This window comes from Streptococcus sp. 5905 (genome assembly GCF_013276505.1).
Classification (GTDB): domain Bacteria; phylum Bacillota; class Bacilli; order Lactobacillales; family Streptococcaceae; genus Streptococcus.
The window spans coordinates 730,218-745,085 of the sequence record NZ_VMLC01000001.1 but is presented as its reverse complement, the minus strand read 5'-3'; the positions used below and the strand labels follow the sequence as shown (position 1 = coordinate 745,085).

Annotated in this window: 10 protein-coding genes and 1 pseudogene; 8 read left to right on the top strand and 3 right to left on the bottom strand. The window is 41.2% G+C overall.

Annotation, left to right across the window (positions count from 1 at the left end; genetic code table 11):
* Window positions 1-50 precede the first annotated feature (50 nt).
* Genes rexB through HT680_RS03620 form a run of 3 tightly spaced genes read left to right on the top strand, consistent with a single transcriptional unit; the run spans window position 51 to window position 8,172 of the window.
* Complete coding sequence (rexB, locus tag HT680_RS03630; RefSeq protein WP_173258300.1) at window positions 51-3,326, top strand: ATP-dependent nuclease subunit B; 3,276 nt, start codon at window positions 51-53, stop codon at window positions 3,324-3,326.
* Window positions 3,323-6,976, top strand: coding sequence for a helicase-exonuclease AddAB subunit AddA (gene addA, locus HT680_RS03625; protein WP_173258298.1), 3,654 nt, complete (start codon window positions 3,323-3,325; stop codon window positions 6,974-6,976). Before rexB ends, addA begins: the two co-directional genes overlap by 4 nt.
* A 17-nt stretch (window positions 6,977-6,993) precedes the next feature.
* A complete protein-coding gene (locus tag HT680_RS03620; protein ID WP_173258296.1) occupies window positions 6,994-8,172 on the top strand; it encodes a hypothetical protein in 1,179 nt (392 codons plus the stop codon).
* A 33-nt stretch (window positions 8,173-8,205) separates the two neighbouring features.
* Here HT680_RS03620 and HT680_RS03615 read toward each other — a convergent pair whose 3' ends face one another.
* The gene (locus HT680_RS03615) at window positions 8,206-8,562 is read right to left on the bottom strand and encodes a type II toxin-antitoxin system PemK/MazF family toxin (protein WP_173258294.1); all 357 of its coding nucleotides are present in this window, start codon (window positions 8,560-8,562) and stop codon (window positions 8,206-8,208) included.
* The gene (locus HT680_RS03610; protein ID WP_084948075.1) at window positions 8,546-8,761 is read right to left on the bottom strand and encodes an AbrB family transcriptional regulator; all 216 of its coding nucleotides are present in this window, start codon (window positions 8,759-8,761) and stop codon (window positions 8,546-8,548) included. Before HT680_RS03610 ends, HT680_RS03615 begins: the two co-directional genes overlap by 17 nt.
* A gap of 207 nt (window positions 8,762-8,968) precedes the next feature.
* On the opposite strand from HT680_RS03610, the gene ylqF reads away from it, so the two are divergent.
* The 5 genes from ylqF to xerS all read left to right on the top strand — a co-directional run bounded on the left by ylqF (window position 8,969) and on the right by xerS (window position 13,936).
* The gene (gene ylqF / locus HT680_RS03605) at window positions 8,969-9,820 is read left to right on the top strand and encodes a ribosome biogenesis GTPase YlqF (RefSeq protein WP_173258292.1); all 852 of its coding nucleotides are present in this window, start codon (window positions 8,969-8,971) and stop codon (window positions 9,818-9,820) included.
* Window positions 9,807-10,586: a ribonuclease HII gene (locus HT680_RS03600; RefSeq protein WP_173258290.1), complete on the top strand. Its 780-nt coding sequence runs from the start codon at window positions 9,807-9,809 to the stop codon at window positions 10,584-10,586. Before ylqF ends, HT680_RS03600 begins: the two co-directional genes overlap by 14 nt.
* 12 nt (window positions 10,587-10,598) lie before the next feature.
* Window positions 10,599-12,149 (top strand): ClC family H(+)/Cl(-) exchange transporter, encoded by a 1,551-nt coding sequence (locus HT680_RS03595; RefSeq protein ID WP_173258288.1) that lies wholly within the window; start codon window positions 10,599-10,601, stop codon window positions 12,147-12,149.
* An 89-nt stretch (window positions 12,150-12,238) separates the two neighbouring features.
* On the top strand, window positions 12,239-12,682 hold the full coding sequence (locus HT680_RS03590; RefSeq protein WP_173258286.1) for a MepB family protein: 444 nt from the start codon (window positions 12,239-12,241) through the stop codon (window positions 12,680-12,682).
* A gap of 183 nt (window positions 12,683-12,865) precedes the next feature.
* Window positions 12,866-13,936 carry a tyrosine recombinase XerS gene (gene xerS, locus HT680_RS03585; protein ID WP_000817873.1) on the top strand — a complete coding sequence of 357 codons (1,071 nt, stop codon included), beginning with the start codon at window positions 12,866-12,868 and terminating at the stop codon, window positions 13,934-13,936.
* 77 nt (window positions 13,937-14,013) lie between these two features.
* Here the strand turns inward: xerS and HT680_RS03580 are convergent.
* Window positions 14,014-14,656, bottom strand: a pseudogene (locus HT680_RS03580) (hypothetical protein).
* Window positions 14,657-14,868: the final 212 nt, after the last annotated feature.

The window sequence follows — 14,868 nt, the reverse complement described above, 5'->3', positions numbered from 1 at the left end:
AACTTTGCTATAATAGAGTAAGAAACTTTGAGAAACCAAACGAGGCAGAGATGAAATTACTTTATACTGATATTCGGACTTCTTTGACAGAAATTCTAACCAGAGAGGCGGAGGAGTTAGTTGCTGCTGGCAAACGGGTCTTCTACATTGCCCCCAACTCTCTTTCATTTGAAAAGGAACGTGCCGTGCTGGAATGCTTGTTCCAGCAGGCTTCTTTTGCGATTACCGTCACGCGCTTTGCTCAAATGGCTCGTTACCTGGTTTTAAATGATTTGCCTACAAAGACCAGTCTTGATGACATCGGTCTTGGGATGGCCTTTTATAAATGCCTGGCTGAACTTGATCCCAAAGAGTTACGAGTTTATGGTGCTATTAAACAAGATCCTCAATTTATCCAGCAGTTGATTGAACTTTATCACGAGATGACGACTGCTCAGATGAGTTTTTTGGACTTGGAAAGTTTGACCGATGAGGACAAGCGAGCAGATTTACTTTTGATTTTTGAGAAAGTAACGGCCTATCTCAATAAAAGCCAGTTGTCTCAGGGAAGTCAGTTGTCCCATTTGATTGAGGCTATTGAGAATGACAAGGTAAGTAGTGATTTTAGTCAACTTGCCTTGGTTATCGACGGTTTTACCCGATTTTCCGCCGAGGAGGAGCACGTGGTGGATCTGCTTCATCGAAAAGGTGTTGAGATTGTCATTGGCGCTTATGCAAGTAAGAAGTCTTATACCAGTCCCTTCGCTGAAGGCAATCTCTACCAAGCCAGTGTAGAATTTCTTCATCATTTAGGTGCGAAATACCAGACGCCTGCTCAAGACCGCTCTCAGACACATGAGAAGATAGATAGCTTCGACAAGGCCTCTCGTTTGCTTGAGTCTTCTTATGACTTTTCAGAAGTCGCCTTAGATATCGATGACAAGGACCGTGAAAATCTGCAAATCTGCTCTTGCTTGACACAAAAGGAAGAGTTGGAGTTGGTAGCCCGTAGCATTCGTCAAAAACTACATGACAATCCAGAACTGAGTTACAAGCATTTTCGGATTCTGTTAGGAGATGTGGCTTCTTATCAGTTGTCCTTAAAGACCATTTTTGACCAGTACCAGATTCCATTCTATCTAGGAAAAAGCGAATCCATGGCTCATCATCCCTTGACCCAGTATGTGGAGTCTATTTTACGATTAAAACGCCACCGTTTCCGTCAGGAGGATTTGATTAATCTTCTCAAAACAGGCTTGTATACTGACCTCAGTCAAACTGAAATTGATGCTTTTGAGCAATATCTCCTCTATCTTGGAATCAATGGCTTGCCAGCCTTTCAACAAACCTTCACCAAATCCCACCATGGAAAGTTTGATTTGGAACGTTTGAATGCCATTCGTTTACGAGTCTTGGCTCCTCTTGAAACCTTGTTTGCCAGTCGGAAACAGAAGGCTGAAAATTTCTTGCAAAAGTGGAGTACTTTTCTAAAAAATGCTGCATTAAGCAAGCAGATGCAAGGTTTAACATCCCCTATGGAAGCCATAGAACAGGAGAGACAAGCCGAAGTTTGGAAAGCTTTCTGTCATGTTTTAAAACAATTTGCGACCGTTTTTGATGGTTCACAAGTTAGTCTGGAGGACTTCCTAGCCTTGCTCCACTCAGGGATGACTTTATCTCAGTATCGAACCATTCCGGCGACAGTGGATACTGTTCTGGTGCAGAGTTACGATTTGATTGCACCACTGACTGCTGACTTTGTCTATGCCATCGGACTCACTCAGGATCATTTACCAAAAATCGCTCAAAATACCAGCCTTTTGACAGATGAAGAGAGAGAGACCTTAAACCAAGCGACAGAAGAGGGGGCTCAACTGCTGATTGCAAGCAGTGAAAACCTAAAGAAAAATCGCTATACCATGCTTTCCTTAGTCAATGCCGCTCGTAAACAATTGATTTTGTCAGCACCAAGTCTTCTCAATGAAAATGAGAGCAAGGAATCTGCCTATCTTCATGAACTGGTGAGTTTTGGATTTAGCCGAAGAGAAAAGAGGATGAACCATAAAAATCTTAGCAAAGAAGATATGGGTTCTTATCACAGTCTCTTGTCCAGTCTAGTTGCTTATCATCAGCAAGCTGCTTCTAGTGAAAATGAACAAGATGTGACCTTTGTCACGGTCTTAGCGCGTGTCATGGGGAAAAAACTTGACCAAAAAGGCCTTGCAAATCCTGCCCTCCCAACCAGCCCAAGCAGCAAGCCATTAGCAAAGGATACCTTGCAGGCTCTCTATCCTGCTGACAAGGAGTTTTACCTGTCTACCTCTGGTTTGACAGAGTTTTACCGAAATGAATACAGTTATTTCCTCCGTTATGTCTTAGGTTTGCAGGAAGAATTGCGCCTGCGTCCAGATGCTCGCAGTCATGGGAATTTCTTGCACCGTATTTTTGAACGTGCCTTGAAATTGCCTGCTGAAAATCCGTTTGACCAACGTCTGGAGCAAGCTATTAAGGAAACCAGTCAGGAACGGGAATTTGAAGCCATTTATCAAGAAAGTTTGGAAGCCCAGTTTACCAAGGAAGTTCTGCTTGATGTCGCGCGGACCACTGGTCACATCCTTCGCCATAATCCAGCCATCGAAACCATCCAAGAGGAAGCAACATTTGGCGGGAAAGACCAGGCCTTTATTCAATTGGATAGTGGTCGCAGTGTCCATGTGCGAGGCAAGGTGGACCGCATTGACCGTTTGAAAGCTGATGGAGCGCTAGGAGTAGTAGACTACAAGTCTAGTTTGACTCAGTTCCAGTTTCCTCATTTCTTTAACGGGCTTAATTCCCAATTGCCAACCTATCTTGCTGCCCTAAAAAGAGAGGGGGAGCAGAACTTTTTCGGCGCCATGTACTTGGAAATGGCAGAGCCTGTCCAATCTCTGCTCACCGTTAAGAATTTGGCAGGAGCAGTAGTAGAAGCCAGCAAGTCAATGAAATACCAAGGCCTCTTTTTAGAAAAAGAAAGCAGTCATTTGGGCGAATTTTACAACAAAAACAAGGCCAATCAGCTGACCGATGAAGAATTCCAGCTCTTACTGGACTATAATGCTCATCTTTACAAGAAAGCAGCTGAGAGGATTTTAGAAGGCCAGTTCGCCATCAATCCATACACAGAGAATGGAAGAAGTATTGCCCCATACGTCCAGCAACATCAAGCTATCACAGGATTTGAAGCTAATTACCATTTAGGTCAAGCTCGTTTCCTAGAAAAGTTAGACCTAGCCGATGGCAAACGTTTGGTCGGAGAAAAACTCAAGCAAGCTTGGTTTGAAAAAATGAGAGAGGAGTTGAATCGATGAAGCCTATTTCCTTTTTAACTGAGGAAGAGATTCAAAAACTGCAAGTAGCAGAAGCGGGTTCGAGCAAGGAACAGAAGAAAACAGCCGAGCAAATCGAAGCTATTTATACTGCAGGTCAGAACATCCTAGTCTCAGCGTCTGCTGGTTCTGGGAAAACCTTTGTCATGGCAGAGCGTATTTTGGACCAATTGGCACGTGGTGTGGAAATCAGTCAACTCTTTATATCAACCTTTACTGTCAAGGCTGCGACTGAACTCAAGGAACGCTTGGAGAAAAAAATCAGCCAGCAAATCCAAGAAACCGATGATGTTGATCTCAAACAACACTTGGGACGACAGTTGGCAGATCTGCCAAACGCGGCCATCGGAACCATGGACTCTTTCACACAAAAATTCCTCGGCAAACATGGCTATCTGATTGATATTGCACCAAATTTCCGTATTCTACAAAATGAAAGCGAGCAGTTAATCTTAAAAAACGAGGTTTTTCATCAGGTGTTTGAAGACCATTACCAAGGTGAAAACAAAGAGAACTTTAGTCGTTTGGTGAAGAACTTTGCAGGGCGTGGCAAGGATGAACGAGGTCTGCGCCAGCAAGTCTACAAAATTTATGACTTCCTTCAATCCACCAGTAATCCTCAGAGATGGCTGAGTGAATCTTTTCTCAAAGGCTTTGAAGAAGCTGATTTTACCAGTGAAAAAGAAAAACTAACTGAGCAAATCAAGCAGGCGCTTTGGGATTTGGAAAGCTTTTTCCGTTATCATCTGGATAATGATGCCAAAGAGTTTCCAAAAGCTGCCTATTTAGATGCTGTTCAACAGGTTCTGGATCAAATTGGCTTCTTAAATCAAGAGTCCGATAGCCAGGCTTATCAAGCAGTGCTTGCTCGTGTTGTCGCCATCTCGAAGGAGAAAAATGGTCGAGCTCTGGCTAACTCCAGTCGTAAGGCCGATTTAAAACCACTGGCTGATGCCTATAACGATGAGAGAAAGACCCAGTTTGCTAAACTAGGACAACTGGCGGACCAGATAACGATTCTCGACTACCAAGAACATTATCATGAAGATACTTGGGAGCTAGCTAAAACCTTCCAAACCTTTATGAGTGATTTTGTTGAGGCTTATCGCGAACGTAAACGCCAAGAAAATGCCTTTGAATTCGCTGATATCAGTCATTATACCATCGAGATTTTAGAGAATTTCCCACAAGTTCGCGAGACTTATCAGGAGTGCTTCCACGAAGTTATGGTCGATGAGTATCAGGATACCAACCACATTCAAGAACGAATGCTGGAATTGCTGTCTAATGGCCACAATCGCTTTATGGTGGGAGATATCAAGCAGTCCATCTACCGTTTCCGTCAGGCAGATCCCCAAATTTTCAATGAAAAATTTCAACGATATGCGCAAAATCCTCAAGAAGGAAAGCTGATTCTCCTCAAGGAAAATTTCCGTAGTAGTTCAGAAGTGCTGTCTGCAACCAATGATGTATTTGCACGCCTTATGGACCAAGAGGTCGGTGAAATCAATTATGACAGCATGCACAAGCTTGTTTTTGCCAATACCAAACTAACTCCTAATCCAGAGAACAAGGCAGAATTTCTCCTCTACGATAAGGACGATAGTGGGCAAGAGGACGAAGAGAGCCAAGCAGAAACGAAGCTCACTGGTGAAATGCGCCTGGTCATCAAGGAAATCTTGAAACTTCATCAGGAAAAAGGTGTTGCCTTTAAAGAAATAGCCCTTTTGACTTCCAGCCGCAGTCGTAATGACCAGATTCTTCTTGCCCTGTCTGAGTACGGAATTCCAGTTAAAACCGACGGTGAGCAAAACAATTATCTCCAATCCCTAGAAGTACAAGTCATGCTGGACACCCTGCGTGTCATTCACAATCCCCTGCAAGACTATGCCTTGGTTGCCCTTATGAAGTCTCCAATGTTTAGCTTCGATGAGGACGAGCTGGCACGTTTGTCCCTTCAAAAAGCAGCTGATAAAGTCCAAGAGAATCTTTATGAGAAACTGCTTCATGCTCAAAAACAAACAACTGAGCGGAAAGAATTAATTCACACAGCTTTAGATGAAAAACTCAATCAATTCATGGATATTTTGGATTCTTGGCGCTTATATGCCAAAACCCACACTCTCTATGACTTGATTTGGAAGATTTACAACGACCGTTTTTACTATGATTATGTCGGAGCTTTGCCAAACGGTCCTGCTAGACAAGCCAATCTCTATGCCCTAGCTCTGCGAGCAGACCAGTTTGAAAAGAGTAATTTCAAAGGCTTGTCTCGTTTTATTCGTATGATTGACCAAGTCCTAGAAGCCCAGCACGATCTCGCAAGCGTAGCCGTCGCACCGCCAAAAGATGCCGTGGAACTCATGACCATTCACAAGAGCAAAGGATTGGAGTTTCCTTATGTCTTTATCCTCAATATGGATCAGGACTTTAATAAGCAAGACTCGATGTCAGACGTTATTCTCAGTCGTAAAAATGGGCTTGGTGTCAAATACATTGCCAAGGTGGAAACGGGAGAAGTAGAAGCTCACTATCCTAAAACCATTAAACTCTCCATTCCTAGCCTTACTTATACGCAGAATGAAGAAGAACTGCAACTGGCTAGCTATTCAGAGCAGATGCGTCTGCTATATGTTGCCATGACACGGGCTGAGAAAAAGCTCTATCTTGTCGGTAAGGGTTCTCGTGAAAAGCTAGAAGCCAAGGAATATCCAAGATCTGAAAACGGAAAACTAGATAAAAATACCAGACTTCAAGCCAAAAATTTCCAAGATTGGATCTGGGCTATCACTAAAGTATTTGCCAAAGATCATCTCAACTTTAGCTATCATTTTGTTGGTGAAGACCAGCTGACCAGAGAAGCTATTGGTCAATTGGAAAACAAGAGCCCTCTACAAGATAGTTCCCAAGCGGACAACCGTCAGTCAGAGATCATCAAAGAAGCCCTTGAAATGCTAAAAGAAGTAGAAGTCTATAATACTCTTCACCGTGCGGCTATTGAACTTCCTAGCGTCCAAACTCCTAGCCAAATCAAGAAATTCTACGAACCAGTAATGGATATGGAAGGGGTACAAGTTGCTAACCAAACCAAATCACCGGAAAAGAAAATCAGCTTCGATTTACCAGATTTTTCAAGCAAAGAAAAGGTAACTGGTGCAGAAATTGGTAGTGCTACCCACGAACTGATGCAGAGAATTGACCTCAGTCAGCAACCAACACTTGCTAGCCTGAAAGATACTCTCAAACAAGTTCAAACGAGTCCAGCTGTTAGAGACAAGATCAATCTTTCTAAAATCCTAGCTTTCTTTGATACGTCACTCGGTCAAGAAATTCTCGCCAATACAAACCATCTCTATCGAGAGCAACCATTCTCCATGCTCAAACGAGACCAAAAAAGTCAGGAAGATTTCGTTGTTCGTGGAATCTTGGACGGATATCTGCTTTTCGAGGATCGTATCGTTCTTTTTGACTATAAGACTGACCGTTATGATGAAGCAAATCAGCTTATTGAACGCTATCGTGGGCAGTTAGCCCTATATGGTGAGGCCTTATCACGAGCTTATTCGATTGAAAACATAGAAAAATACTTGATTTTACTCGGCAAAGACGAGGTTCAAGTTGTAAAAGTATAACCTAGAAAGGAGACCTCATGCCACTTCCAGTTAGAAAATCCCTGCACGATGCAGTTTTACAGGCTTCAAAGGCTGATACTTGGGAACAAGCTACCAAGGAATGGAATGAAGTTTCCTTGATTTTTAATGGCATTGGCCGTAGTAATTGTGTCTGCGGAAATGCGATTAAATACGCTTACGAACTCTTTAACAATGTCACTGGTCAACGTCTCTTTCCTATCGGAAGCGACTGTGTTCGCCATTTTTATCGTATTAGCCTCGATCAGCAACTCGAAGAGGAAGAAAAATTGCTCAGAAAAGTTGAAAATTTAACCAAAAAGGCTCAAAAAAAAGGAAAAATCAAGGTCAATAAAAGCGACTTTGATGAACGACTTCTAAAATGGTTTTGGGAAAAAGGTGTTTTCAAAGCCAATCGTGGCAATCAATTCTCACCTGAGAAAGATTACCAGCTCTTCCTAGAAGTCTTTCAAGGTGGAAGTTGGACCAAGGCAGAGCCAAAGAAAAAGGCTCGTATGGAAGAAGTGCTGGAAAAGTGTATCAAACCTTTTTTACTTGGTAAGACCGATGACCAACTCTACCTTGTCAAACTAGGCAAGGAGAAAGTCGACTACGAGCAGCATTTACGGATTCAAGCAGAGAAAGAACGCAAGAAAAGAGATAAAATCGCTAAGCAATACGCAGACAATCTCATTCTTGCCATGGGTCCTGCAGAACGAGCCTATCAAGATTACTTTGGCTTTACAGAAACTCTCACACAAGAAGAACGAAAGTGGGAAAAAATCCTCTTTGGTAAGAATAGAGACGAACGGGCTATCAAGGCTAAACAAAACCAAAAGGAGCTGGAAAAAGATCAACGAATTGCAAATCAAGATCCTATTGAACGAAAGCAGAAGCAGATTTGGCTTCTTAATTCTTATTTTCGGGATTTGCCGGATGAAAAAGCTAGATTTTCTCGTCTCTTACTAGAGTATCGAAAAAGTGGTGAAGTACCCTTTTCAAATGATTACCTATCTGAGCATCTCATCGATTTTTTCTACAAGATGAAGACCTTTGAGTTTGAGATTGCACCAGAACGAGTCCGAGATTTTCTAAAAGAATGCCTTCAGGCAGAACATCTATCATCAGCCCAAGAAAGCTGGATTAGAGGGATTTTGACAAACTGCCTTGACCCATTTTTAGATAGATTGCTCATATAGAAAAAATCCTACCTTGTCTATGCATGGTAGGATTTATGTATCTCCGAAGATGTACTGGTAAAGTTGGACGACTTTCTGAAAACGTTGCGTATCCATTCTTGTTATTTTTTGAGCATTGCGCATCCGAAAATCAAAGGTATACAGTTGAAATGGATTGACGGCACCATCTACCTTATCCGACGAGACAGGAACGAGCAAGCCTTTTTCTGCCAAACGATGTTGGCCATGAGTGATGGGACAGACAGCAACAAAGCCAGTTTGCAAAGCATATTCTCTCCTAGAAACTACCAGGGCAGGTCGCCGTTTCTGGATTTCTCGACCGACTGATGGATCAAAGTCCAGCCAAATGATATCCTGCTTTTCAGGAATATAGTCAGATTTCGCTATCAAGTGATCTTACCCCTTCAAAATCGTTTGTCATTCTTAAATCAGTAATCCCATCAAAAGGATCTTTCAGTTTTGGAGCTAAGACAATGACTCCATCAACTCCTTTGTAGACAACCATTTCCTGACCTTCCGTCATACCCAAATTTTTAGGAATAGTCACAGTGAGAGAATTTCCCACCTTCCGAGTCTTTACTGTATTCATCGCTCTACCTCCGCAAATTTGTATACACTAAGTATATACCTAACAGCAAAAAAAGTCAAGTAGACACAAATTTACATAAACTAAGTTATGTATCATAGCATAATTTTATTATAGTCAAAGCCTGTGCAAAAGCACTTAATTTATGATAAAATAGATGGTGAGAGAAAACGTTTTATTACGTTTTTTTAGTCGGAAGGGGAAAATATTATGGCTACTATTCAATGGTTTCCGGGCCACATGTCTAAGGCTCGGAGACAAGTTCAGGAGAATCTAAAATTTGTTGATTTTGTGACGATTTTGGTGGACGCTCGCCTACCATTATCTAGTCAAAATCCTATGTTAAACAAGATTGTGGGTGACAAACCAAAACTTCTGATTTTAAACAAGGCAGATCTGGCTGACCCAGCAATGACCAAAGAATGGCGTCAGTACTTTGAATCACAGGGGATTCAAACACTGGCTATCAATTCCAAAGAGCAAGTGACCGTAAAAGTTGTGACAGATGCAGCGAAAAAGCTCATGGCTGATAAGATTGCACGCCAGAAAGAACGCGGTATAAAAATTGAAACCTTGCGTACCATGATTATCGGAATTCCAAATGCCGGTAAGTCAACTCTCATGAACCGTTTGGCTGGGAAAAAGATTGCGGTGGTCGGCAATAAACCAGGTGTTACCAAGGGGCAACAGTGGCTCAAAACCAATAAAGACCTTGAAATCCTAGACACACCAGGGATTCTTTGGCCTAAGTTCGAAGATGAAACCGTCGCTTTGAAACTAGCCCTAACAGGGGCCATTAAAGACCAGTTGCTTCCTATGGATGAGGTGACCATTTTTGGTCTCAATTATTTCAAAGAACATTATCCTGATAAGCTAGCTGAACGCTTCAAACAAATGAAAATTGAAGAAGAAGCACCTGTTATCATTATGGATATGACACGTGCCCTCGGTTTCCGAGATGACTACGACCGCTTTTACAGCCTCTTCGTGAAGGAAATTCGTGATGGAAAACTCGGTAACTACACCTTAGATACATTGGACGACATCGATGACGACGATTAAAGAAATTAAAGAACTTCTTGCAACTGTCAAAGACTTAGACAATCCCCTTTTTCTTGAACTGGAAAAGGATCCTCGTTCTGGAGTTCAAAAAGAAATCAGCAAGCGTAAAAAATCCATTCAGGCTGAACGCGAGGAAAATCTTCGTCTAGAAAACATGCTTTCCTATGAAAAAGAACTTTATAAGCAAGGATTGACCTTAATAGCAGGTGTTGACGAGGTCGGACGTGGTCCTCTTGCTGGACCTGTAGTCGCTGCAGCGGTGATCCTGCCGAAAGACTGTAAAATCAGAGGCCTCAACGATAGCAAGAAGATCCCTAAAAAGAAACATTTGGAAATTTATCAAGCCGTTCAAGACCAAGCCTTGGCAATCGGGATTGGTATCATGGATAATCAGGTCATTGACCAAGTCAATATCTACGAGGCAACCAAACTGGCCATGAAGGAAGCAATCTCACAGCTCAGTCCGCAACCTGAGCACCTCTTGATAGATGCCATGAAACTGGAGTTACCAATTTCACAAACCTCCATTATCAAAGGAGATGCTAACTCCCTCTCGATCGCAGCTGCATCTATAGTGGCCAAGGTGACACGGGATAATATTATGAAGGACTATGATAACCAATATCCTGGCTATGATTTCACGGCTAATGCAGGCTATGGAACAGTTAAACATCTAGAAGGACTGGAAAAACTAGGTGTCACCCCAATTCACCGAACCAGTTTTGAACCAGTCAAAACACTGGTTTCAACCAAGAAAGACAAGTAAGAGGAAATGATTATGGAGGAACAGTCAGAAACACTCAGTTCCAAGAAAGAATTTGCCTTTGCCTCAAGCACTATATTATCCCAAGTTGGACGAGGAATCATTGTTGGTCTCGTCGTCGGGCTAATCGTCGGATCTTTTCGTTTCTTAATCGAAAAGGGCTTCCACCTGATACAAGGACTCTATCAAGATCAAGCGCACCTAGTGCGCAATCTTTTTATCATTGGCCTATTTTATTTAATAGTTTGCTGGCTTAGTGCGAAACTAACTCGGTCAGAAAAAGATATCAAGGGTTCAGGAATTCCTCAAGTTGAAGCCGAACTAAAGGGACTCATGACTCTTAACTGGTGGAGTGTCCTCTGGAAAAAATATATTCTAGGTATTCTTGCTATTGCAAGTGGCCTCATGCTAGGTCGAGAAGGGCCAAGTATTCAACTTGGAGCTGTTGGTGGTAAAGGTATTGCCAAGTGGCTAAAATCTAGCCCAGTAGAGGAACGCTCCCTGATTGCCAGTGGAGCTGCTGCAGGCTTAGCCGCTGCCTTTAATGCACCGATTGCAGGTCTCCTCTTTGTTGTAGAGGAAGTCTATCACCATTTTTCACGCTTTTTCTGGGTCTCAACTCTAGCAGCCAGTCTCGTAGCAAACTTTGTCTCACTACTCATATTTGGCCTAACACCTGTGCTGGATATGCCAGACAATATTCCTCTCATGACCCTAGACCAGTATTGGATATACCTCCTTATGGGAGTTTTTCTCGGGCTTTCTGGTTTTCTCTATGAGAAAGCTGTACTCAATGTTGGTCGAATTTATGACTGGATTGGTCAAAAAATCCATTTGGATAGAGCTTATTATCCAATCTTGGCCTTTGTTCTTATCATACCAGTCGGGATTTTCTTGCCACAAATTCTCGGTGGTGGAAATCAGGTCGTTCTTTCTTTGACTGAGCAAGATTTTAGTTTTCAGGTTTTATTAGCTTACTTTCTGATTCGCTTTGTTTGGAGCATGATTAGCTATGGAAGTGGCCTCCCAGGAGGAATCTTCCTTCCCATTCTGGCGCTTGGTTCCTTGCTTGGTGCCCTAGTTGGTGTTATTTGTGTGAATTTTGGACTTGTCAGTCAGGAGCAATTCCCTATATTTGTCATTTTAGGAATGAGTGGCTACTTTGGGGCAATTTCCAAGGCTCCCTTAACCGCTATGATTCTCGTAACCGAAATGGTAGGAGATATTCGCAACCTCATGCCACTTGGCTTAGTGACCTTGGTAGCCTATATCGTCATGGATCTGCTCAAGGGTGCTCCAGTCTATGAGGCCATGCTGGAAAAAATGCTACCAGAAGAAGCAACAGACGAAGGAGAAGTCACCCTCATTGAAATTCCTGTATCAGATAAAATCGCTGGAAAACAGGTTCACGAACTCAACTTGCCACATAACGTACTCATCACCACCCAAGTTCATAATGGTAAAAGCCAAACAGTTAATGGCTCAACCAGAATGTACCTGGGCGATATGATACATTTAGTCATTCCAAAAAGTGAAATTGGAAAAGTAAAAGATTTGTTGTTGTAGATTAAGAATTTATATTACATAATTTTTATTATGTAATACTCATGTCGTGAAAATTTTGTTGATTTTGATCAGGAAGGACATACATCATAATGAAAATCCTCGATATCTTATATAAATTTTATGGTGATTTTGATTTTATTAAAGAAAAATGGAATGAAAAATACGAAGGCATTCTTATCAAGATACAGGAAGAGCAAGGATATAAAAGATGCCGCTTAGCAAAGAAAACACCGAAAAAAGAAGGATATTTTACCGTTTTCTGGAAAAAAGACCAGGATAACAAGAACGTTCCTTATACCAATGAAGATCTTGGGACTGAGCTGATTATCGTTGTCATCGATAAAGATAAGGTGGGACTATTTATTATTCCAAAAGAGGTGGCTATTCATAAAAAAATTCTCTCAACAACAAATTGCAAAGGAAAAATGTCTATGAGATTTTATCCTCCTTGGTGCACAAATTTAAATAAAACAGCTCTAGCAACACAAAAATGGCAATTGAAATATTATAGAGAAATTGACAAACAAGCATAAGTTATTATCATTTTGCCAGATTACATACACACAAAGACCTGGTTCTGCAATCATAAGAACCAGGTCTTTGTTTTTTTCTAAAATCTGTAACACCTGCAACATCTTTCCGAAAAACTATAATTTTCTTGAAAAATATATGAGTCTATGCTATACTACTAGTAGACTTAATTATGGAGAAAATACATGAAACGTGAGATTTTACTGGAACGAATTGACAAACTAAAACAAATCATGCCCTGGTATGTTTTGGAATACTACCAATCTAAGCTTGCTGTTCCCTACAGTTTTACAACCTTGTACGAATACCTCAAGGAATACGATCGTTTTTTCAGCTGGGTTTTGGAGTCTGGCATTTCAAACGTTGATACAATGGCCGATATCCCTTTATCTGTCTTAGAACATATGACAAAAAAAGACATGGAATCCTTTATCCTATATCTACGAGAACGACCTTTGCTGAATGCCAATACAACCAAACAAGGTGTCTCTCAGACGACTATCAATCGGACCTTGTCAGCACTCTCTAGTCTTTACAAGTATCTAACCGAGGAAGTTGAAAACGACCAGGGAGAACCTTATTTCTATCGTAATGTAATGAAGAAAGTTTCAACTAAGAAAAAGAAAGAAACCCTTGCTGCCAGAGCTGAAAATATCAAACAAAAACTCTTTCTAGGTGATGAAACAGAAGGTTTTCTAACTTATATCGATCAGGAGTACCCACAACAACTCTCAAATCGCGCTCTATCGTCATTCAATAAAAATAAGGAACGTGATTTAGCCATAATTGCCCTTCTCTTGGCGTCTGGTGTCCGCTTATCTGAAGCTGTTAATCTAGATTTAAGAGATCTTAATCTCAAAATGATGGTCATTGATGTCACACGTAAGGGCGGAAAACGCGATTCTGTCAATGTCGCTGCCTTTGCCAAGCCTTATCTAGAAAATTATCTAGCCATTCGAAATCAACGCTATAAGACGGAAAAGACGGATACAGCACTCTTTCTGACCTTATATCGTGGTGTTCCCAATCGTATCGATGCTTCTAGTGTTGAAAAGATGGTTGCTAAGTACTCTGAGGACTTCAAAGTCCGAGTAACTCCCCACAAACTGCGCCATACGCTAGCAACTAGACTCTATGATGCAACTAAATCGCAAGTTTTGGTTAGCCATCAGCTAGGACATGCCAGCACACAAGTCACTGACCTCTATACCCATATCGTTAATGATGAGCAAAAGAATGCTTTGGATAGTTTGTGAAATACATAAAATAAATTATGTAAATTAAAGATTACTTAAAAACGAAAGACCAATTCCTATTATCTTTCGTTTTTTGTTTATTTAAACTCAATCCAGTAGTTACGATGGGGCTCGATTATTACTGGATTACCCCAAAAAGGCTTTCAGATAAGCTAAATTTGCGTGGCTTACTGATCTTTTTGCATCATTATATTGCTCAGCGCTCTCTTTAGTTAGAAAGCATTTTACTGCTTCATAAGAAGTTCCATCAGCTGATTCTCTTTCGATTCCCATATACGAAATTTCGTCACCTTTTTTAAGACTGTCAGTCAACAGTTTACCAATAAAATACACTGTCTTATCCTTCATCAGTTCATAAGCTTTACCATTTTCCAGTCGGTTATTTGCTGCAGCGTACATAATACAAAAACTATCAACAATGTCTTTCAAAGGCATTAAGTCCTCTTTCTTTACTTTGATTTCATCGGGAAGAAGACCGCCAATTATAAGATTTTGGAAATAGGCTTGCTGGATTACATTATCTAAAGCCATTCCTAAAGGTATTTGAACAGCTTGGTATCCTAAAGGCTGCAGCTCTTTATTTTTCTTATCATAATGTTCTTGTGTGACACTTATATTTAAACTTTCTGTTTGGGAAATTTCTTCATTTCTATAGAAAGCAACAACATTGCGGTCTAACTGTTCAAATAGATTAAGGCTTTCTACTGGAATTTCTAACATTAATGAATAACTCCTTTTCATTTTTCATCTCTATTATAATCTAATCAGCATGATTATTAAGTTTAACCCTAATCATAACCACCCGTCTAACGGGTGGTTTGCACCAGGGCTATAAGCCCAAATTACCAGCCAGCGCCTAAAGACGCTGGCTTTCACGTTGTTCAAGCCTCATTGCTCTTGACTCTTCACAAACCTCTCAAAGAGGTGTTCGC